This window comes from Enterococcus sp. 7F3_DIV0205 (assembly GCF_002141365.2).
GTDB lineage: Bacteria > Bacillota > Bacilli > Lactobacillales > Enterococcaceae > Enterococcus_L > Enterococcus_L palustris.
This window is the reverse complement of sequence record NZ_CP147244.1, coordinates 2,474,377-2,494,555: the sequence shown is the minus strand read 5'-3', so window position 1 is coordinate 2,494,555 and position 20,179 is coordinate 2,474,377. Positions and strand designations below refer to the sequence as shown.

The window sequence follows — 20,179 nt, the reverse complement described above, 5'->3', positions numbered from 1 at the left end:
ATATATTATTTTCATTAATTTCCCCAACCTTCTCTTTTTAATGTTGCTTCTAAAGCTTTTTCAGAATATTGTTTAGGAAATTTAAATTTGACGAATGACATAATCAAGACTTTACCTACTACAAAAGCTATAAAATAAGCGAGAGCAGTTAACAGTATAAATAATACAAATGATCCTTCCATAAGTCCGCCTATTCCGATTCCAGCGGATGTTCCAATCAAAAGAATTCCTTGACTCTTAGTAATTGCACTATCTACATCACTATCCCCTTTAACTTTTTTCTCCATCTCAATTACTTTTGGATATTTTTTATGAGTTTTTCCAGTTAGAATCATCCAAACGTACCATACTATTGAGATAAGTATAAAGACAAAAGGTAGGAATAATAGAATATCGAATGCTAGAGCTTGGTATTCTTCAGAGATAGAATTTGATAAAAAATTTCTATATTCAAAGATAAGTAGAACATAGCTTATTTCTAAAAAGCCCCAACTGACCAAAAAATAGATAATCGGATCATAGAGTTTTGTTTTTATTAGTAGTAGTGAGAATAGAATCAACACATTTATAATTAAAAAGAATAAAACAATTTTTTGGAATAACATTGTGTTTGGAAAATAAATCTCATCATATTCAAAACTATCAATGTAGAAATACATGATTGGAAAACATGCTACAGCAATAAGGCTTATCATTCTTGAAGCCTTGATTCCGGCAAATTCTAATCTGTATTTTATTGGAGCGATAAAAAAATAAAAATCGTCTGCTGTTTTTTTCAAAATTCTTCTCCTAATTTAATTTTATCTGAAAGTAAAATTACGCATTTTTTTGATAGATTTTCCAATTCTATCTTTAACTATATACAGTACATAGTAGATTTAATTTTAACATAAAGAGTGAACGAATATTTTTATTTGAGAGAAAAAGTCAAAAATTACTTGAAAAAGTAATTTCTGACTCTGAAAGGTAATAAGTAATTAAATTTTTTTCTTTTCGACGTAGTTCTTCAATTTGATTTTCCATTTTGGGAATAGTCTGTGAAAAATCAGATTGAAAAGCTGAGAATATTTCGGAACAAGCGTAATAGTCACTAGCAATTTTCTTCTTGTTCACGGGGCATTTTATGTCACTGAATTTAGTTGTTCCAACATGCCATGTAGAGAGTAAATTTCCTGATGACTTACCATTTTAATAGGTTGATTCTTTTTTGTCTCTAGCTTTTTAATTTCCATAATTCTACTCCTTTTTTGAAATGATGCTTTTACGAATACCAATTCTTTCTTGGTTATACTATATGATGTTCGTATGAGCAACAGAAGGGTGGAGGAAATTTTATGGAAAGAAAAGTAGAAATTCGTTTGAAACAACTAGTTAAAGATAGAGGTATATTATTAAGAGAGCTTGCACGTTTATCTGACATTGAGCCTTCAATTGTTAATAAATTAGCAAATAATAACAGAGAAAAGATTTATTTATTGCATATTGAGAGGATAGCGGATGCGTTGGATATTAGTGATATATCTGAAATAATTCGGTTGAAGTGAAAAACTGTGCAAATATCAGAAATACGATATTTGCACAGTTTTTCTATATTTTTTCTGTTTCTATTTTAGTTACCTTATCGTCTTTTAATTCTATAGATAAATATACATACCCTTTTTCCAATTTATCTTCCCATCGTAATACAATTAGCCCATTTCCATCCTTTTTCATTTTATCTGGTTCTCCAAGTTCGTCGATAACCTTGGAGAATGGATCTTTTTCCGCTATATTTTTAATCTTTTTTTCTTCAGGCATCGTTAAATCAGCGCTGTTCATTTTCATAAACCTTAATTCATTTTCTTCTGGAGAGTATGTTAAATTCTGAATATAATCTTTTGAAATAACTAAAATTTTCTCAATATTTCTATCTTTAGCTTCTTGGAAAGTATACTCATTTTTTTCAGCAAATCTTTTCAATGATTCAATATTGGCTTTTTCATTTTTTGTGGAAATATCCATTTTTTCGAAAATGTCTGGAAAAGATGCATATGTTTTATTATTGGAAGATACAAATAGCCATCCTCCAATAATAGCAACAAGGACTACGCTAATTAAAATAACAATAAATGTTTTCTTGTTTTTCAATATTTTCTCCTTTTTTCTATTCAACATTTTTTGATTTACTTAGATCTATTCTTCCTGTTCTTTCTTCTTCTTTTCTTCGTATTCTATCCGAACAGCTTTTATATAAGAGTAGTGACGAAATAACAAAACAATACCACATACAATGAGTATCAATTCTAAATTTCCCCAAGTAAACGAACTATAACTAGAAAAAATATTAGTGAAACCAGAAGCTAAACAGCAAATAAATATCCACCATGCAGTTGAGTTTTTTGGGAGTTTTTTTTCTTTATTTACTAACCAAAACATTATGATAGTCTGAATAACTGCACGAATAAGCATTCCACTTAAGAGTAGTCCGTATAAATAGTATTGACTCCCTGCCCAAAATCCAAAAATAACATTGAATATAGTCATTATCACTTGGACGAAAAGAAGAATATTAGCAATAGTATCTAGTTTATCTCCAGGATGTTTACTTTGCACTATCTTGTAGCTCCTTTTCAGATAGTTCATCTGTATCATAGTTTATTTCATTACAATAGTGAACGACTAATTGATAGCTATCGTTTGTTAATTCTTGATTATCATATCGATCGTTTCCAAAGTCAATTAAATCTAGCCGCACATCATCTGGAAGAAGTTCTTCATAGCAATTTTTGTTGGTTCTTAAAGCACCTGTGAAGTATTCTTTTCCAAATAAAGATAGTGTAACACCCAATTCAATTTCTTTGACTGGTTTGTCGGTGTTATTTATTAATGCATATTCTAACACCATATTTTCGTCTTTAATAGTCATATCTCCAGTGATAAGTAATAACTTATTTGATAGAAAAATTTTTCTATTTTTTTTAAAATAATCATCCCAGGCTGTAATATATTCTTGATTCTCAACAATAGAATGACATTCAGGGTTTTCTTTTAAATATTTTGCCCAATCAATTTTCATTTTTATTGTTCACTTTCTCTCCATTTATTTCTAGATCTTTAATTTCAAATGTAATATCGGAACCAGTATTTTCTTTTAGTTTATCAAGATACTCTATAGGGGCATTTGCTGAGATAGCTTTAGGTATAGCACCGTTATTTGGTAGGTCAATAAAATCTTTTTTGTTGTACTCTATTTCACCAAATTCCCCGTCTGTTATATTTTTAAATGTTGGTTTAACTTTCATTTTAATACTTTGTATATTCTCATGTGATGTATTCACTAAAAAAACTCCTAGATTAAAACGTTCTTCTTCTGGAGAATAATGCATAGCGTAGGTAATTATATTAATTTTTTTAGCAGGGTTTATCTGAGATTCTGCATCTAAGAATCCTTTTTCAAAGAAATTATTCTCTAAAAAAGTGGTAACGTCTTGTGTAGACTTCTTATTATTTTCGGTTAAAAATATCGTATATTTACCTACGGGATAACCGTTATCAAGTGCTTTTTTTTCTTCTTTAGTAAAGCTATTCAAAGTATGGCCAGTACTAGATTCTGTGACATAATTATAATCATTTTTTTGACAAGAACTTAATAATATAGTAAACAAAAATAGTATAAAAAATTTACCTAGGATGTTTTTGTTCATTTACTTCTCCTTTCTATAAGCCGCTGTCAAGATCTATTAGCTCTTTTTTACTTCCAGAAATACCAACACCTACTAAGCCTGGTGTACCGATGTCAAAACCGTCAGTTCCTAGTTTTGCTTTTATTTCTCCAGATAGTAAAGAAAGATCAAGTTTAGCACTAACTCTGTGTAAGTCATCTTCCCAGAAAACTACTTCATAACTACCTTTTGCAGCACTACCACCTAGCGCAATATCAGCTCCTTTTTGGTTAATCGAACCTTTCAATGAAGCATTTCCAACAGACCAACTGGTATTATCATTTTCTATTGAAACAAGGCTACCAGATCCTGAAACAGAGGTTCCCATTCCAGGTTTTAAAGACGGTTTTCCAGAGCCGTTTATGTCAATATTAGATGACATCGATGGTTTTAGAAGATTGGCACTTGCAGAACCATTTATATCTAAGAAAGTCACTTTTGACATATTAGGATATAAAATTTTATACTTTCCATCTTCAAATATTAATTTTGCATCTTTTCCTTGTATATCTAACGGTTGAGTTAGTAAAGGCCACGATTTCATATTTTTAAAGACATAATATTCACGTAAAATTTTAATTTGATCATCTGATAAATTACGATACATTTCTCTTATTTTTTCTTCAATTTTTTCTGGCGACCATAATTTATTTAATCTTACTTCTCTTTCCAATCGTTTGTTACGACCATCAATAACTCCGGGAATATTGTCAATATTCCCAGCTTTACCTATAGCTTTTAGTCCTGAGTTTAGTCCGGGTGCAGTAAGAGAAGATGCGCTTTGTATTTTACTTTTATATTGACTTATTATACTCTTCAATTGCTTTACTTCATCAGAACGAGCTGTGATTTTTTCTTTGATTTCACGGTCATCGGTTTGAGCTTTCTCATTAGCATCTGTTAAAGCGGTTTTGATACCTGTGACATACTCATCCAGTTTTGTAGTTAATGTTGATGGTGATGAAGCGCCGGAAAATTCTTCTGATAAAGTTCCCTCAATAGACAGGTCACACTCCTCGATTAAAGTATCGATTTTTGTTGCTAGCTTTTCGGATGATGTATAGTAAGAATCAATATCCGTAGCAACGCTCGCTATATCCGTATTATACTGTTCAATCGCCTCACTTAAAAGCTTTCTTTCCCCCATTTTTGTTACCTCCAACTAGATATATTTGTTTCTGAACTAATTACTTTATTGATATAGTTATCTAACTCTTCAAAAAGTGTAGCATCACCAATAATTTTTTTAGATAAAGCTTCAAAAAAATCGGTAATCTCATTCATATATACAAGAAAATTATCAACATACTCTCTATAACTTTCATAAGATTCAGATTTCCAATCTTTTTCTGTTAAGGAATTTTTTTTAGATTCTATTAATTTGACACCTTCTTGCAGTTGGGTTAATCCTAACATAATATTCGTACATATTTCTGTTTCAATTTTTCCTTTGTCAATTAATATTCCAGCTCCCATTTCATAAGATGCTTTTGTTTCAGAAATTTTTGGTTTATATCCCCCAGCATATGAAGGTGTAGGTTGTGTGATGGAATGTGTTGGTATATAAACTTTATTCACAGCATCACCTGTAGTTGGACTTTTTCTCATATTATTACCTCCTATTATAACGATTCAAAGCGGTCATAAGCAGCTTTTAAAACACTAAGTACTAAGTCATTATATTTGTCAGTGGGAGCAATTACATCTGATTTAATAATATTCATTAATTCTTCAATACTTTTTCCAGCTTCGCCTTTATAACCTTTGTTCTCTACACCTTCAAGAGCTTTTTCTATATTGACTAACCCATTATGAATACTATCAAATCCATTTTTTAAGCCATCTCTTTGTTCAGATAATTTATCTGTTTCAACTTTTAGTTCGTATCCCATTACTGCACTCCTTTAATTAAATAATTGAATTTAATGCTTGTCTAAATTGAAATTGTGTTTCTGTTAAAGTAGTCATTGTTGAGCTCAATTTTGAACGTAATTTTTCAATTTTTTTGTCCAATTTCGTTTGTGCTTTAATGCTTTTGTCCCACGCTCGTTTTACCGCTTCTCTTGCTGATTGACCATCCCCAATAACTGCGGAAGCTTGTGCATTAACTTGAACCATATAATTCCCTTTTAGATCTTCAGTATCAATTTCATTAAATTTATTTTTATTAGTGTTCATTAAGTCACGAAAATTTTGATGCGTTGTATCTAGAGTTGTGACATTACTATCTAAAAAAATTTTTTTCATCGTTAAAAATTCAATTTCAGTGGTCAAAGAGGTAATATTTGCCTCCATTGCTCGAATTTCTGGTTCATATACATTTCTAAGATTTTGGCGTTCTACATTTTTTTCAGATTCAGTTTTTTTACCCATAAAACTCTCCTTTAAAATAGTGTTGGTAATTTAAGAATAGTCGCGTAATCATCTTCTACAAAGTAAGCTTCTTGATTCGTTAATGCAGGTGATTTGTAGTTCAAGTTAGCTGCTGTTAATAGACTTTGATCTGAATATTTCATAAATAGTAAACCGTGTTTATTTTGTTTTAATAGCTTAGAAAAATCGTCATAGTTCGCACCATAGTCATTAGCTGAGCCAAAAGTAATGAATTTAATTGAATCGTATTCTTCATAAAGTTCAATGTTTATCTTAGCTAAAGTATCTCTTGTTTTGGCACTAAAATCATTGATGTTTGCAATTAAAATATAATGATTCATTTCAACATCGGTTCTATTTTGTTCTTTTAGAGCGACTTGTTCATTTCTAATTCCTGTTAATAGTTGTTCCATGCCCTCAAGTTCTGAAACATAGCTAACTACTGAGCCGCTTAAATGTTGGTAAGCTTGTCTGCTAGTATCAATAACATGCAGATAATTAACTGGATTAGCTTGGTTCATACGGTTCACTTGTGAGATGAATAATTTCATCAAACCTTCAGTGTCTTGCTGACTAGCCCCTACCACAGTTAAATGTTCTTCTTTTGTTGTCAACCAAGGAACTACCTCAACACTGTCTAAATCTAGTCCTAATGGAATGTATTCTGTTGACGCTGGATGTTTTCTGTCTAAAATGCCTGCAAAATGCTCGTAAGTTAATTCTTCTGGCACCATCGGAATTGGTTCAGGTCTAGCCCCAGTCCAATGTTGATCCATCTCATTTACTTCTTCTTGAATCGCTTCAATAATCTGCAATGTATCTTCACCATCAGCTGGAAGGGCAGTCTGGAATAATTCAGGTTCTTCCAACTTGATCAATCCACGACCAGGCAAATCATCGATCGTCAATGTCGTCCGTCCAACAATCGCTCTTGGCTCGGAATCATCGATCATTTTCAACACAATTTGCGTCTTGATATTACTTGAAAGCGTCATGCGCATTGAGTTTTGACGTCCCGCAGAAAGTAAGAGGTGAAGTCCAATCCCAGCACCTTCACGAGCCACTTGAGTAATCACTTTCTCAAGAATCTCTTCAAACTTAGCACCTTTCATTCCTTCAAAACCATCTAACAGAATAAGGATGATCGGTTCTTCTTTCCCACTAGCACGCTCATACATATCCAAACTAGCCACAGAATACTCACTCAATAACTTCTTACGACGTTTCAATTCATCATTGATCCGTCTCGCGAACTTCTCAATTTTCTCTTCTTCATCAATACTCATCGTATCCGCCACATGCGGTAATTTCTTCAACGGCAGTAAACCATTCGTCCCAAAATCAAGCAAGTATACATTTAATCTTTCAGGACTATGCACTCTCGCCAAATCCATCACAACCGTCTGCATAAACGTACTCTTCCCATACCCAGGACTACTAAACACCGTCATATGACCTTCTTGCGTCATATTCAAACGCAACGTATTCTGCGCCTGCATACTCGGCACATCCACCACACCCAAAACAGGTTCAAGCGGCTGTTTTTCAGTCAACCATTCTTCTCTAAAGTCCACAGGATGTAGCGTAGAAGAAGCAATCCGTTCTTCCAACGGTGGTAACCAAGGTCTCGGTAGTGGTGTGATATTTTCCCGTTCCGCTACTTCATGAATCCCATCAATAATGGCATCCAGTTCAGTTGGAATTTGTTTCACATCATCCGCATTTTCAAGTCCACTTAAATCTTCACTCAGAATCTCATACTGACCCAAATCATTCACAAGGTAAATCGTATGATCCTCAATCTGTTGATCATCTTTCTCTGGCTGATAATCCGCACCACTCCAAGCACTCTGGAACAATTCATAAATCTCATTATTCCCAACTTGCAAGTACGCACGCCCAGCTTGGGTGATTTCCGCCGCATCTGGCGTTTTCAACATTTCCATCGAATCGGCTTTATCCGCCACTTTCAACGCTAATTTAAATTTCGAGTTACTCCAGATTTGGTCGTTGACCACACCACTTGGTTTTTGCGTCGCAAGAATCAAGTGAATCCCCAATGAACGCCCAATACGAGCAGTGGAAACAAGTTCCTTCATAAACTCAGGCTGTTCTGATTTCAACTCCGCAAACTCATCCGAAATTAGGAAGAGGTGAGGCATTGGTTCAGAAACATCGCCATTTTTATATAATTTTTGATACTGATTGATATGATTCACGTTATTCTCCGAGAAAAGGCGCTGACGGCGTTTTAGCTCGGCATTGATAGAGATTAAGGCACGCATACTTTGAGCGCCATCTAGGTTGGTAATACTCCCTAATAAGTGAGGTAGGTTACGGAACAAGTTCGCCATTCCTCCACCTTTGTAGTCAATCAGTAGGAAAGCGACATCATACGGATGGAAATTCACGGCTAAACTCAAAATATAACTCTGCACGATCTCAGATTTACCAGAGCCCGTCGTCCCAGCGACTAAACCATGAGGTCCGTGGGCTTTTTCATGTAAGTTCAAATAGACAATATCGTCTTTTCCACGCAAACCCAAAGGCACAGCTAAGGTTTTATGCGGCGAATGTTCAGCCCAACGTTGGGTCACATTAAATTCCTCAAATTTCTCGATGCCGTACATTTCTAGGAAAGTAACAGCTTCAGGAATACTTGATTTCAAGTTCTGTAAGTGATTCAATGGCGCAAGTAATCTTGGCAATTGCTCTTTGTTAAATTCAGCAGGGAAGTGATCCAATTGGAACGATTTGTTCATCAATTTTCCTTCTTCCAACAAAAGAACCCCAGTATTTCGGTCACGGATATCGATAACCGTTTTGATATTATCCGATAAACTACTCATAACATCTTCCACAAAAATCACGCTACAACCTAATTCACTCGGATCTTCATTGAAGAATTCCATGATCACATGATCCAAAATCAACTTCTCATCAGTGATCATCACCACATAATGAGGGGAGAAGATGGTGCTGTCACGGCTATTGCGGTTTTCTTCCATGGAATTTTTACGGTTTTTCAAAATTTGATTCAAACTATTCAAGACTTGGTCACGGCTCCGTTGGTTATAGACAAACCCACGTACATTGACATCTTGCATTGTCGCATGAGGCAACCAACGCATCCATTCCCATTGGTCTTTTTCTGCTTCTGGGAAAATCGAGATAAATTGTAAATCATGGTAACTATGGAAGGCAGGTAACTGGTTTACTAATTGATAAAGCTATGTATTTCATTCTTTTATATTAAGTTTAACATAAAGAAAGAATGGATATTTTGATTCAAAAGAAAAAGTCAAAAATTACTCAAAATAGTAATTTTTGACTTTGGAAGGTAAGGGGACTTATATTTTTTCTTTTTGTTGTAACTTTTCGATCTGCTTATTAATCTTTTTTGAAAGTTGGTAAAAATCGTTATGAAAGTTGGTGAATAATTTAGCGCAAACATAGTATTCACTCATGACCTTTTCCTTATCTAGAGGTTGTGGATTTTCATTAAAAAATTGATGTAGTAGATTTAATACAAGGTTCCATGAATCAAGTTGTTTTAGTGTGATACCTAAAGACTGAATATCTTGTTGAGTGATGTTGTTGTAAATTGGCTTATTTTTAGTTGTGGTGGTTAATGGTTTAATTTTGTTCATTATAATTCTCCCTTCAATTTTTCGTGAGTGACTTGGAGAATTTCTTAAATGTATGGTATACTCTACTTGTCTATGGTGGAGTTTTAATTTAAGAAATTCATTTCTTATTTTTAGAACTCTGCTTTTTTGTTACTTTGAATTGTAAAATCAATCTATTATAGTACCTCCTTTTAAAAGTATTTGGTAAATTATAGTCTTGTTAAGACTATAATTTATTTTAAACAATCTTTATATGGTTGTCAATGTTTTGTAGTCTAGATTAGATTGAATTTTTTGATTTAATAATCTAAAATAGATAAGGAGAGGTGATATGCTTGTTAAGTGAAAATTTTCAGGAGTCATTAAAACAATTAAGAATAAAAAGAAATCTAACTCAAGATGAACTAGGTACAAAACTTGGAGTGAGTGGTCAAACAATTTATAAATATGAGAATGGGGTTACCTTTCCACCACCAGAAAAAATAGAGAAGATTCTTCAATTTTTTAGAGTCGATCCAAATGTTTTATTTGGTTACCACAGTCAAAGTGAGAACATCAATAAGTTATTAAAAATAATCAATAACGAAGCACATTTACAAGCTGAGATTTTTCGTAACTTGGAAGTTGGGGATGAAAAGAGTGTTTTGGAAAAGCTGATTAATGAATATCCATACTTGGAGAAACAGAATATGGATTTATTGATAAATTACAATGAATTTATTTTTAAAACAAATGTTGAAAAATATATAGTGCGAGAAATTGAACGTATCAAAATAGCCGATACTTTTTTGAATAAAGAATGTTAAGATAAGTAAAAAGAGAGTATCAAACAAATTATTTGAGATTTGTTTGATACTCTCTTTAATTTAATGATTATTTTTGATACTCAAAGATTCTTGTCGCACCTAAATAAATTTGCAGATAGCTTATATCATCCATAATTTTTAAAAGATGGAAAAATGGAGCAGTTAATTCCATACCTTGTTTGTCTGTATACTCTAATAACTTACCGTAACTTTCTAGAGTTTTATTTTCAAAATCATGATCAATTCGTGTCATAATCATATCAGAAACAGCAAAGTAGGTTCGGAAATTTAAAATTTCCATATCTATTTCCACATTATTCTCTTGAACTGGGAGAAAGAATTCAGCCAATATGGGTTCTGAAGTATCTTTTTGGTTATAGGTATTAATGGAGTAGAAAAAAGAACCATTTGGTGTTAATTTATTCTCTCTAATTGTTTCGAAAAAATCATCTATGGCTAACTGCATTTCAGTTGGAATAAAAGTATAATATTTTGATATTATATTTCTGTATTCTATTTTTTGCCCTTCCACAATCATTTTATTGACACATCCTTTATGGGAATGTAGATATCTAATACGTATTCTCCAAAAACATCTGTGCAAATAACATAAGAAGTGTCTTCTAAAGTTATTTGATTTTCTTTTGCATATTGTTCAATTTTTTCTCTTGCTGCAAGAAAGTTGTCCTCATTATCAGCTTGTCGTAACATTACTGCGTTTCGAATTGATAATTCTTCTGTGAAAGTTAATGAATCCAATTCAGGCGGAATCTCAGTTGCCCAATTTATTGGCATATAAAATGTAAAGGATTTTTCTTCATGATCTTGAATATCTTTTATAGAAAAGAATAATGGACCAGATTGGTACAGGCCTTCGTTCAATTCCAGAACTTGTAATGTATTTAGACCAGTTTCCCATTCCTTTGGTAAAATTTCTCTTGAAAAATTAATTAAGTTCTTCATGTATAGTGGCCGTTGCTCTATTTTCAATGTTCATTCTCCATTCTGCTAGTTAAATATTTCTCTGGAAATCTAATTTTTAAATAGGTTAAAATAAATATCCTTGGTACGAAAAAAATGAGTAAATAAGAAAGAAGTAACATGATTATGGCTAGAAAAGATTCTCCTGGTGTAAGTAATTTCATTATAACAATACCTAGGACTGCTCCTATAGATGCATAACTTGTAAGTTTTTCACCTTCTTTTTTATCTTTTTCAGTTAATTTTTTTAGTTTTCCTTTTTTTGTTCTATGAACAATGTCATAGGAATAGCCTATAAATAAGACTACAATTAGGAATAAGAATAATATAGTAGTTATAGTGGCAAATCTTTCTTTATATACTATAAACCATTTATTATATTTATTTTCAGAAAAAAATACGTTTGACATGAGTAAAAATAGATTAAAAAAGAACAAGACTACCCAAATAGAGCCAATTCCTAAGCTTAAAGTATTATAGATTTCAGCTTTAGGAGAAGGTACTGATTGTCTATTTAATATTAATAATATGGCCATATAAATAAATAGACCTAGGGTCAATACAAAAGATATCCGTTCTATCCATCCTAATTGAAAGTCGTATCTAGAAGGGATAATTAAAATTCCTAACATTAATATTACTCCTAAAAAATATAGAGCTAAATGCAAAGTTGCTAGTCGTTTCTTATCAGTACTTCCAAATTGAATAGCAGCTCCCCATCTATCTAACTGTTTTTCATCAAATTGTTTTAAGCTTAGTTTTTTTAACATATTTTTTCCTCTTCTTGTGATTTTATCAAACAAAATTTATCAGAAAACCCGTAGTTCATTCTTATTAAGAAAAGAAACTACCAAGTTTTTTTCCTGCCCAATTTAAGCCTCCTGATACAGCTTTTACAGCTCCTTTGCCTATATCTTTTACAGTATCTTTTATTCCTGTCTTATCTAACACCCAGTTAACACCTATTGATATTCCTATTGCCCCAGCAGTAACAGCTACAGCTGCAACAGTTCCACCTCCTGGACATATGGCGGTACCAATCGCTGCAGCAGTAGCCATAGAACCCGCCCATGTTGCACCACCTATAGCTACATCAGTCGCAGTATTGACTGCTCCTGCAAAATTAGCCTCAGTAGTGGTCAAGCTAGGATCATTATGAGCATCACTAAAATTATCCCATGCAGACATACCGACATTTGCAATAAAAAGACCTCTTCCTAAGTTATTTAGCCCTTTGAAACTACTTGGCTTGAAATCATCAAGTGCTCCTTTCCAAGTAGCACTTCCAATTCCTTTAACGGAATTTTTAAGTCCACCTGGCTTTAAATATGCAGGATGAGTATTAGGTAATTGAAATTTCTCTTCAAATAATCCCATTGTTCCCGACTTAAAAGTTCCATTCCATTCGCTAACATATCTAAATTGACTACCAGATCTCCACGGACGTCGTGTAGTATTTATCATATCATATAATTTTTTAGTAGTAACTTTCCATATTTTTTGTCCATTTGCATTTTCTACTAATACTAGGCTACCATCTTTTATGCATTGCTCAAAAAATTTTAGTCCCTTACCTAATTTGTATCCATCTTTTAAAATGTCTAGATTTCCCCAAACATCATTAAGTTTACTAAAATTTTTAGCATTGTAGTTATTCAAGCCTACTTCACCAATTTGCCCCATTGTTTGACTAACTTGATTTAACCCATCTAGTTGTGTAGAAAATATTGATAATACACCAGAAAAGCTACTTTCAAAGGTTTGTAAATCTTCAAACATCGTTTTAATAATCTTTTTTAACTCTGTCCAAGCTTCATTAGCTTCTGTCAACTCTATTTTAGATACTGAGCAAATACTACTAACGTTTGAAAATTCTGTATTAATTGTTTTTAAACTTGTTTTTACAGATTTGTATTGTGTTTCAACGGTTGTTTTGAAAGTTTCAATCTCGCTTTTTTTTATAACACAATCCCCTGAATTATCTACTTGACTTGAAAAATCTGTTAATGATCGTTTTACTTCATCAGAGAAGGATGAGACAGCTTCTTTATAGCTTTCTGCTAATTTTGAATGTGTATCTTTTAAATAGTTTTTAACAGATCCTGCGCCGTTCCCGTCAAATGATTCTAGTGTGGCTAAACCATTTGAGGCTTCTTTTAATGTGTCAAGTTTTCCAGAAAATTCAGTTGTAAAAGTAGAGAGGTTATTGCTCCAATCTTGGACTTCACTAATTTTTACAGTTGTCATTTTTTACCTCCTATTCTTTTATCAGTTTCTACTAATGCTGCACCGATACTTTTCATTTGTGTGATATCAGATTCAATCAAAGACTGATAAGTTCCTAAAAATTGGCTCAAAGATTGTTGAACGGTCTTAAAAGAAGTGTAGGGTTCTATATCAGTTTCAGAAATAGAGTCTGTAACATCCATAGACAGATCTGTCCCTCCCGTTGAGAATTTACTGATTTTGTCTTCAAATTCCTTTGGATCAAATTTTATCTTATCTCCCATTTACTTCACCTTCTTATGTCTAATTTATATAGTTGCTAATAGATTTGCTAGGTCAGCAACCGATGCTTCTTGATTAACTACCCTAGATTCTAGTTCAATTAATTCTTCTTCTAATTCAGTTAGTTTATCTTCTATTTTTTGTAAGCCGTCTTCTATTTTTGTTTTAGCAGTAGTAGTATTTTCTTTTATAGTAGAGTATTCTGTATTTGCTTTGGTTGCATTTTCACCTTGCCAAAACGAGCTTTCTATAGTAGTACTACCTAAGGTAGTACTACTAGAATCAAAAGTCTCTTTAGAAGATTGAATATTTTTAATTGCTGTTTCTAATTTTTTTATTTTTGCTTCCAAAGTAGATTTTTCTGTTTTTAAAGTATTTAAATGTAAAGTTTCAGTATTTAATTGTATGCGGAGTTGAGTTCGCATCGCCGCTTTTTGTGCTTTTTCTTTAGCATCAGTTGTCATAAAATTATTCCTCCTTTTCAGACACAGCAAACTTTATTTTTATAAATTGTTTATCTACACTATAATGAGCAGCATTTTTTTCTAATTCTGGTTCTCTTGAAATATATGGCTTTTCAATATATTCTTGATCGGAGATACGCATAGGGAAAATAGCAGTTTTTACTAATTCTTTAAACAAACGTGGTAATCCAATTCTAGTACGTGCCATATATTGGTGGGATCCAGCCAATATGAAGTGAATGTTGTTTATTTCATTTACTTGTAAAAGAAGTTTTAATTCATCTTCAGTCAAGTCAACTAACTCAATAAATTTTTCAATATCTGTAATGTATATTATTCTTTTAGGCGTTTGTTTTTCAGCTACTTGATTTTGAATTTCTTGCAATATTAAAGGCTTCATTTGTTTGATATTTTCTTCTTTGGATATATAAGTATTAACATTCAGGTTTATTCCATCTGTAATTTTTCCTGTATCAATAACCATCGTTTGCATATTTCCAGTTAAAAGCTCCATGCTTGAGAGAATAGAACGTTTTAATGGCATGAAAGTATTATTTGACTCACCCATCACTGACAAATGGCCAGAATCATCTAAATTAATAGCAACTGGTTGAACTTCTTCAAAATCTACACCTAATGGTAGTATTCCTCTTAGTGAAAGCTCTTGGACTTGTTTTTTCTGTTTAAATTCTTCAAAGTAAAGTATTTCAGGAACCATCGGAATCGGTTCAGGTCTTTCACCTGTCCAATGTTGATCCATCTGGTTAACTTCTTCTTGAATTGCTTCGATGATCTGTAGTGTATCTTCACCATCAGCTGGTAATGCTGCTTGGAACAGTTCAGGTTCGTCCAACTTAATCAACCCACGCCCAGGTAAATCATCAATGGTCAATGTTGTCCGTCCAACGATGGCTCTTGGTTCACTATCGTCGATCATTTTCAACACAATTTGTGTCTTGATATTACTTGAAAGGATGGCTTTCAGAGAGTTTTGTCTACCTGCAGAAAGAAGTAAATGAACCCCAATCCCAGCACCTTCACGAGCTACTTGAGTAATGACTTTTTCAAGAATTTCATTGAACTTCGCATCTTTCAATCCTTCAAATCCATCTAACAAGATAAGAATGATCGGTTCTTCTTTCCCACTAGCACGTTCATACATATCCAAACTTGCCACAGAAAACTCACTCAACAATTTCTTCCGTCGTTTCAACTCATCATTAATCCGTCTCGCAAACTTCTCAATTTTCTCTTCTTCATCAATACTCATCGTATCTGCCACATGCGGTAATTTCTTCAACGGCAGAAGTCCATTCGTCCCAAAATCAAGCAAGTAAACATTCAATCTTTCAGGACTATGCACTCTCGCCAAATCCATTACAACGGTCTGCATAAACGTACTCTTACCATAACCAGGACTACTAAACACCGTCATATGACCTTCTTGCGTCATATTCAAACGCAACGTATTCTGCGCCTGCATACTCGGCACATCTACCACACCCAAAACAGGTTCAAGCGGCTGTTTCTCCGTCAACCATTCTTCTCTAAAGTTGACTGGATGAAGGGTAGAAGAAGCAATCCGTTCTTCCAACGGCGGTAACCAAGGACGTGGAAGTGGGGTGATATTCTCACGTTCAGCTACTTCATGAATCCCATCAATAATGGCATCCAGTTCAGTCGGAATCTGTTTCACATCATCCGCATTTTCAAGTCCACTTAAATCTTCACTTAGGATTTCATACTGACCTAAATCATTCACAAGGTAAATCGTATGATCCTCAATCTGTTGGTCATCTTTTTCAGGCTGATAATCCGCACCACTCCAAGCACTTTGGAACAATTCATAAATCTCATTATTCCCAACTTGCAAGTAGGCACGCCCAGCTTGAGTAATTTCCGCCGCATCTGGTGTTTTCAACATTTCCATCGAATCGGCTTTATCCGCCACTTTCAACGCTAGTTTAAACTTCGAGTTACTCCAGATTTGATCATTGACCACACCACTTGGCTTTTGCGTCGCAAGAATCAAGTGGATTCCTAGTGAACGCCCAATACGAGCAGTGGAAACAAGTTCCTTCATAAACTCAGGCTGTTCTGATTTCAATTCCGCAAACTCATCCGAAATTAGGAAGAGGTGAGGCATTGGTTCAGAAACATCGCCGTTTTTATATAATTTTTGATACTGATTGATATGATTCACGTTATTCTCTGAGAAAAGGCGCTGACGGCGTTTTAGCTCGGCATTGATCGAGATTAAGGCACGCATACTTTGAGCGCCATCTAGGTTGGTAATACTCCCTAATAAGTGAGGGAGATTACGGAACAGGTTCGCCATTCCTCCACCTTTGTAGTCAATCAGTAGGAAGGCTACATCATAAGGATGGAAATTCACGGCTAAACTCAAAATATAACTCTGCACGATCTCAGATTTACCAGAACCTGTTGTCCCAGCGACTAACCCATGAGGCCCGTGGGCTTTTTCATGTAAGTTCAAGTAGACAATATCGTCTTTTCCACGTAAACCAAGCGGCACAGCTAAGGTTTTATGTGGAGAATGTTCAGCCCAACGTTGGGTCACATTAAATTCCTCGAATTTCTCGATGCCGTACATTTCTAGGAAAGTAACAGCTTCAGGAATACTTGATTTCAAGTTCTGTAAGTGATTCAATGGTGCCAACAAACGTGGCAATTGTTCTTTGTTAAATTCAGCAGGGAAGTGATCCAATTGGAACGACTTGTTCATCAATTTGCCTTCTTCCAACAAGAGAACCCCAGTATTGCGGTCACGGATATCGATAACCGTTTTGATATTATCGGATAAACTACTCATAACATCTTCCACGAAAATTACACTACACCCTAATTCACTCGGATCTTCATTAAAGAATTCCATGATCACATGATCCAAAATCAACTTCTCATCGGTGATCATCACCACATAATGAGGGGAGAAGATGGTACTATCACGGCTATTACGGTTTTCTTCCATGGAATTTTTTCGGTTTTTCAAAATTTGATTCAAACTATTCAAGACTTGGTCACGGCTCCGTTGGTTATAGACAAAGCCACGTACATTGACATCCTGCATCGTCGCATGAGGCAACCAACGCATCCATTCCCATTGGTCTTTTTCTGATTCTGGGAAAATCGAGATAAACTGTAAATCATGGTAACTATGGAACACAGATAACTGGTTGACCAATAAATGAAGCTGTTCTAATACTAAGTTTCTAGGACCGATATACCCAACAGGTCCATTAACTAAATTGGCAACAATCGGCATATCTTCCAGCTCTAAACTCTTCGTATAGAGCTCATACCCACTTTTTTCTAAATCATCCGTTTCTTTCCCACGTTCTTTGTTAGAATACGTAATCTCACTTGACGATTGCAATGTTCCCAATCCTAAACGATAGAAGAGGAAGTCAAAGTGCAACGGCGTTTTTTCGTAAATTCTTGGGCTATAGGTTTTTGTCATATCCAATAATTCGGAAACGTTTGGATAGTGATAGAGTTGTCCTTGTTTTTGTTCTTGATTCAGTTGGTGCAATTCTACCGATTTATCGACTAAATATTTTTTATAGCTCACTTCACGGTCGATCAAACTTTGTTTGTGTTCTTTTTTCGTTTTGAAGTAATTCGTGATCGAGAAAATAATCGTGATCAAGGTCGTTGCTGCACTGGCTAATACGAATAACCCGTTCGGTCTGAAAAAGGCCATCGCAACTGTCACCATCAACATCACGATCGGTGGTAAAATCGTTTTGATCAGTTGGTCTTGTTGTTTATTGTTTGGTTCACTTGGTGCATTGATCATCATTTTTTCTTCTGGTTCACGGTAAATGATCCGCGGTGAACGGTGGAAATCTGGGTAATCTTCATAGACATCGTAACGAGAGTTGTAGATTTCGCATAGATCAGATTTCACGATCGTGCCTTCTGTGGCATGGATTTCATGCGTAAAGATCTTCAACGTGTGGTGTAAGAAAGACAGCTCGTCTCCTTTGTGCAATACATAGTCGGTCTCGGTAAATAACTGGTTGTTGATCATTAATTCACCGGAGATACGTGTCAAAGCCCACTGATCATCTTGTTTTTTCAAGATAGCAGAAAGTGGCTCAGCTAAATGATCATTTGGTAATTCAAGGGTTGCGCCTTTATCGGTGCTTAAAATGATTTCTTTTTTGTCTAATAGATCGAAGATATGGAGCTTCGTCTCAGGTGCTAAAATAACAGTCACTTCTTGTTCATCTGATAAAGAGAAGGAGAGAGGTGTAGCAAAATTTAAGACATGTTCAGTATCTTGGTGCGTCAACACCCATTTGTCCTCTTTATTTTCGATCGTAAAAGCATCTGTTTCTGGTAACAATGGCAAGTGAAGTGCTGCTTGATTGTCGGGACCAATCTGTTGAACTTTTTCTTCATCAAGGGTCAATTGATAGCGATAGCCTTGAAGGTAGATGATGGCTTGTGTCTTGGTCATCTAATTTCCCTCCTGAGCAGTCGATCCTTGTGTCTTTTCTGCTTCTGCTGCAGCATTTACACTTTCGTCACGTTTTTCTTTGTATTTCTTATAGTCGGCTTCTAATTTGCCGATTGTTTCTTCTTTTTCAGTTCCAGTCATTTTCGTATCTTTTCGAACTTGTTCGATTTTTTGCGTGATACCATATAAAATCAAATCAGAATCTTCCAAGTTTTTCGCTACATCTAGGGCTTCATCAAGGTTTCCACGACCGTTTTCGATCCAGTAATCTAAATAATTTTCGTCAGAACGTAGTGTTACATTGTTTAAAATGACTTTTTTCTGTTGCTCTTGTAAGGCTTCTCCTTGAATGAAGCTAAAGGCTAATTCGTATTTTTGCGTAAATGGAATTTTAGCTGTCTTAACAGGTTCCAAGGTTGTGATCACAGCTTCATAGTCATTTTTCAAGAAGGCAGTGTCAGTGTCTTGCATACGATCTAAAAATGGCAAGCGGAAAAAGAGCAGGTAAGCTAAAGGAACGACTAAAAAGACGGATAAAACAGTCATCCAAATCGATAGTTGTTTCATGACTTGGAATTTTGTTTTGCTGACTTTTTTTATGGTTTTTTTTGTGCGTTCTACTGTATGATCATAGCTTTCAACAAGGTATTGTCTGATTTCTTCAAAGCTTTCTTTTTTTAGAATCGTTTGAATAAATTCGGAGCCTTTTTTGATTTCTAGTTGTCCTTCATAGAGCTTTGAAAAATCTTGTTTCTTTTCAAATAAAGCCACAATCAAGCTTTTGTATTGTCTTAAAAGTAATTCGTTATTTGTGACTTTTGGCGGCATTTTGCCTTCTAATCCTCGATAAGCGACTTTTGGTAATAAGTTGTAATCAAATAAAATATTTTCTGGATGAATAAAGAAGGTTAATGGTAAATCTAATAATTGTTCGATTGCGGCCATATTTGCCATGGCGCGTAGTTTTTCTTCTTTAGAAGCGGCTTTTAATTCATCAAAAGTGATACGCTCTTTCGGTAGTTCATAAGTAAATGTCACGGCATCTTCTTCCCAATAGATGCTCGTATCCATCAATAAGGGGTGAGCGACTTTAAGTAAAGCCAAGTCTTTTTCTTCATGGACTTGAACTTCCGATTTTCTTAAGGCAAGCGTCCAATTTTCTGCTGTTTTGTTAAATTCATATGTGTGTTTTTCAATGATTACGTCTGTTTTTTTCGTTGTCTCCATCTAT

20 protein-coding genes and 1 pseudogene are annotated in these 20,179 nt (G+C 34.2%); 2 read left to right on the top strand and 19 right to left on the bottom strand.

All coding sequences use genetic code 11. The annotated features are described in order from the left end of the window. Positions 1-14: 14 nt before the first annotated feature. On the bottom strand, positions 15-779 hold the full coding sequence (locus A5821_RS11740; RefSeq protein ID WP_086314743.1) for a hypothetical protein: 765 nt from the start codon (positions 777-779) through the stop codon (positions 15-17). Between the two features lie 555 nt (positions 780-1,334). Between A5821_RS11740 and A5821_RS11735 the strand changes: the two genes are divergently transcribed. Continuing rightward, positions 1,335-1,544 carry a helix-turn-helix domain-containing protein gene (locus A5821_RS11735; RefSeq protein ID WP_086314742.1) on the top strand — a complete coding sequence of 70 codons (210 nt, stop codon included), beginning with the start codon at positions 1,335-1,337 and terminating at the stop codon, positions 1,542-1,544. A 43-nt stretch (positions 1,545-1,587) separates the two neighbouring features. Here A5821_RS11735 and A5821_RS11730 read toward each other — a convergent pair whose 3' ends face one another. The 10 genes and pseudogenes from A5821_RS11730 to A5821_RS11685 form a co-directional block, all read right to left on the bottom strand. Then, positions 1,588-2,127, bottom strand: coding sequence for a hypothetical protein (locus tag A5821_RS11730; RefSeq protein WP_086314741.1), 540 nt, complete (start codon positions 2,125-2,127; stop codon positions 1,588-1,590). 45 nt (positions 2,128-2,172) lie between these two features. Further along, positions 2,173-2,592 (bottom strand): hypothetical protein, encoded by a 420-nt coding sequence (locus A5821_RS11725; RefSeq protein WP_086314740.1) that lies wholly within the window; start codon positions 2,590-2,592, stop codon positions 2,173-2,175. Then, positions 2,582-3,055, bottom strand: a complete 474-nt coding sequence (locus A5821_RS11720; RefSeq protein ID WP_086314739.1) for a hypothetical protein — start codon at positions 3,053-3,055, stop codon at positions 2,582-2,584. Before A5821_RS11720 ends, A5821_RS11725 begins: the two co-directional genes overlap by 11 nt. Beyond that, a complete protein-coding gene (locus A5821_RS11715) occupies positions 3,045-3,683 on the bottom strand; it encodes a hypothetical protein (RefSeq protein ID WP_086314738.1) in 639 nt (212 codons plus the stop codon). The genes A5821_RS11720 and A5821_RS11715 overlap by 11 nt, the downstream gene beginning before the upstream one ends. A 13-nt stretch (positions 3,684-3,696) precedes the next feature. Continuing rightward, positions 3,697-4,848, bottom strand: coding sequence for a hypothetical protein (locus A5821_RS11710; protein ID WP_086314737.1), 1,152 nt, complete (start codon positions 4,846-4,848; stop codon positions 3,697-3,699). 5 nt (positions 4,849-4,853) lie between these two features. Then, a complete protein-coding gene (locus A5821_RS11705; RefSeq protein ID WP_086314736.1) occupies positions 4,854-5,309 on the bottom strand; it encodes a hypothetical protein in 456 nt (151 codons plus the stop codon). A gap of 14 nt (positions 5,310-5,323) precedes the next feature. Next, complete coding sequence (locus A5821_RS11700; RefSeq protein WP_086314735.1) at positions 5,324-5,593, bottom strand: hypothetical protein; 270 nt, start codon at positions 5,591-5,593, stop codon at positions 5,324-5,326. Between the two features lie 16 nt (positions 5,594-5,609). Then, positions 5,610-6,074 carry a hypothetical protein gene (locus tag A5821_RS11695; RefSeq protein ID WP_086314734.1) on the bottom strand — a complete coding sequence of 155 codons (465 nt, stop codon included), beginning with the start codon at positions 6,072-6,074 and terminating at the stop codon, positions 5,610-5,612. 11 nt (positions 6,075-6,085) lie between these two features. Further along, positions 6,086-9,304: pseudogene (gene essC / locus A5821_RS11690) on the bottom strand (type VII secretion protein EssC); the annotation flags it as partial. Between the two features lie 120 nt (positions 9,305-9,424). Next, positions 9,425-9,724 carry a hypothetical protein gene (locus A5821_RS11685; RefSeq protein WP_086314733.1) on the bottom strand — a complete coding sequence of 100 codons (300 nt, stop codon included), beginning with the start codon at positions 9,722-9,724 and terminating at the stop codon, positions 9,425-9,427. Between the two features lie 314 nt (positions 9,725-10,038). Between A5821_RS11685 and A5821_RS11680 the strand changes: the two genes are divergently transcribed. Further along, the gene (locus A5821_RS11680; RefSeq protein ID WP_170923029.1) at positions 10,039-10,509 is read left to right on the top strand and encodes a helix-turn-helix domain-containing protein; all 471 of its coding nucleotides are present in this window, start codon (positions 10,039-10,041) and stop codon (positions 10,507-10,509) included. A 67-nt stretch (positions 10,510-10,576) separates the two neighbouring features. On the opposite strand, the gene A5821_RS11675 is transcribed toward A5821_RS11680, so the two are convergent. The 8 genes from A5821_RS11675 to essB all read right to left on the bottom strand — a co-directional run bounded on the left by A5821_RS11675 (position 10,577) and on the right by essB (position 20,175). Further along, entirely contained in the window at positions 10,577-11,047 is a 471-nt protein-coding gene (locus tag A5821_RS11675; protein ID WP_086314731.1) for a DUF5085 family protein, read from the bottom strand. After that, a complete protein-coding gene (locus A5821_RS11670) occupies positions 11,044-11,499 on the bottom strand; it encodes a DUF5085 family protein (protein ID WP_086314730.1) in 456 nt (151 codons plus the stop codon). Before A5821_RS11670 ends, A5821_RS11675 begins: the two co-directional genes overlap by 4 nt. Beyond that, a complete protein-coding gene (locus tag A5821_RS11665; RefSeq protein WP_086314729.1) occupies positions 11,496-12,260 on the bottom strand; it encodes a hypothetical protein in 765 nt (254 codons plus the stop codon). The genes A5821_RS11670 and A5821_RS11665 overlap by 4 nt, the downstream gene beginning before the upstream one ends. 64 nt (positions 12,261-12,324) lie before the next feature. After that, positions 12,325-13,737 (bottom strand): T7SS effector LXG polymorphic toxin, encoded by a 1,413-nt coding sequence (locus tag A5821_RS11660; protein ID WP_086314728.1) that lies wholly within the window; start codon positions 13,735-13,737, stop codon positions 12,325-12,327. Further along, on the bottom strand, positions 13,734-14,000 hold the full coding sequence (locus A5821_RS11655) for a TIGR04197 family type VII secretion effector (RefSeq protein WP_086314727.1): 267 nt from the start codon (positions 13,998-14,000) through the stop codon (positions 13,734-13,736). The genes A5821_RS11660 and A5821_RS11655 overlap by 4 nt, the downstream gene beginning before the upstream one ends. Positions 14,001-14,024: 24 nt before the next feature. Next, a complete protein-coding gene (locus A5821_RS11650; RefSeq protein ID WP_086314726.1) occupies positions 14,025-14,462 on the bottom strand; it encodes a YwqH-like family protein in 438 nt (145 codons plus the stop codon). 4 nt (positions 14,463-14,466) lie between these two features. Further along, complete coding sequence (gene essC, locus A5821_RS11645) at positions 14,467-18,948, bottom strand: type VII secretion protein EssC (protein ID WP_086314725.1); 4,482 nt, start codon at positions 18,946-18,948, stop codon at positions 14,467-14,469. Next, a complete protein-coding gene (essB, locus tag A5821_RS11640; RefSeq protein WP_086314724.1) occupies positions 18,949-20,175 on the bottom strand; it encodes a type VII secretion protein EssB in 1,227 nt (408 codons plus the stop codon). It lies immediately after the preceding gene. Between the last annotated feature and the right edge of the window lie 4 nt (positions 20,176-20,179).

What these genes read in the sequence shown, in the direction of transcription:
- essB (WP_086314724.1), bottom strand. Translation starts at nt 20,175, where the DNA reads ATGGAGACAACGAAAAAAACAGACGTAATCATTGAAAAACACACATAT.
- A5821_RS11735 (WP_086314742.1), top strand. Translation starts at nt 1,335, where the DNA reads ATGGAAAGAAAAGTAGAAATTCGTTTGAAACAACTAGTTAAAGATAGA.
- A5821_RS11675 (WP_086314731.1), bottom strand. Translation starts at nt 11,047, where the DNA reads ATGATTGTGGAAGGGCAAAAAATAGAATACAGAAATATAATATCAAAA.
- A5821_RS11695 (WP_086314734.1), bottom strand. Translation starts at nt 6,074, where the DNA reads ATGGGTAAAAAAACTGAATCTGAAAAAAATGTAGAACGCCAAAATCTT.
- A5821_RS11650 (WP_086314726.1), bottom strand. Translation starts at nt 14,462, where the DNA reads ATGACAACTGATGCTAAAGAAAAAGCACAAAAAGCGGCGATGCGAACT.
- A5821_RS11700 (WP_086314735.1), bottom strand. Translation starts at nt 5,593, where the DNA reads ATGGGATACGAACTAAAAGTTGAAACAGATAAATTATCTGAACAAAGA.
- A5821_RS11665 (WP_086314729.1), bottom strand. Translation starts at nt 12,260, where the DNA reads ATGTTAAAAAAACTAAGCTTAAAACAATTTGATGAAAAACAGTTAGAT.
- A5821_RS11715 (WP_086314738.1), bottom strand. Translation starts at nt 3,683, where the DNA reads ATGAACAAAAACATCCTAGGTAAATTTTTTATACTATTTTTGTTTACT.
- A5821_RS11660 (WP_086314728.1), bottom strand. Translation starts at nt 13,737, where the DNA reads ATGACAACTGTAAAAATTAGTGAAGTCCAAGATTGGAGCAATAACCTC.
- essC (WP_086314725.1), bottom strand. Translation starts at nt 18,948, where the DNA reads ATGACCAAGACACAAGCCATCATCTACCTTCAAGGCTATCGCTATCAA.
- A5821_RS11705 (WP_086314736.1), bottom strand. Translation starts at nt 5,309, where the DNA reads ATGAGAAAAAGTCCAACTACAGGTGATGCTGTGAATAAAGTTTATATA.
- A5821_RS11710 (WP_086314737.1), bottom strand. Translation starts at nt 4,848, where the DNA reads ATGGGGGAAAGAAAGCTTTTAAGTGAGGCGATTGAACAGTATAATACG.
- A5821_RS11685 (WP_086314733.1), bottom strand. Translation starts at nt 9,724, where the DNA reads ATGAACAAAATTAAACCATTAACCACCACAACTAAAAATAAGCCAATT.
- A5821_RS11655 (WP_086314727.1), bottom strand. Translation starts at nt 14,000, where the DNA reads ATGGGAGATAAGATAAAATTTGATCCAAAGGAATTTGAAGACAAAATC.
- A5821_RS11720 (WP_086314739.1), bottom strand. Translation starts at nt 3,055, where the DNA reads ATGAAAATTGATTGGGCAAAATATTTAAAAGAAAACCCTGAATGTCAT.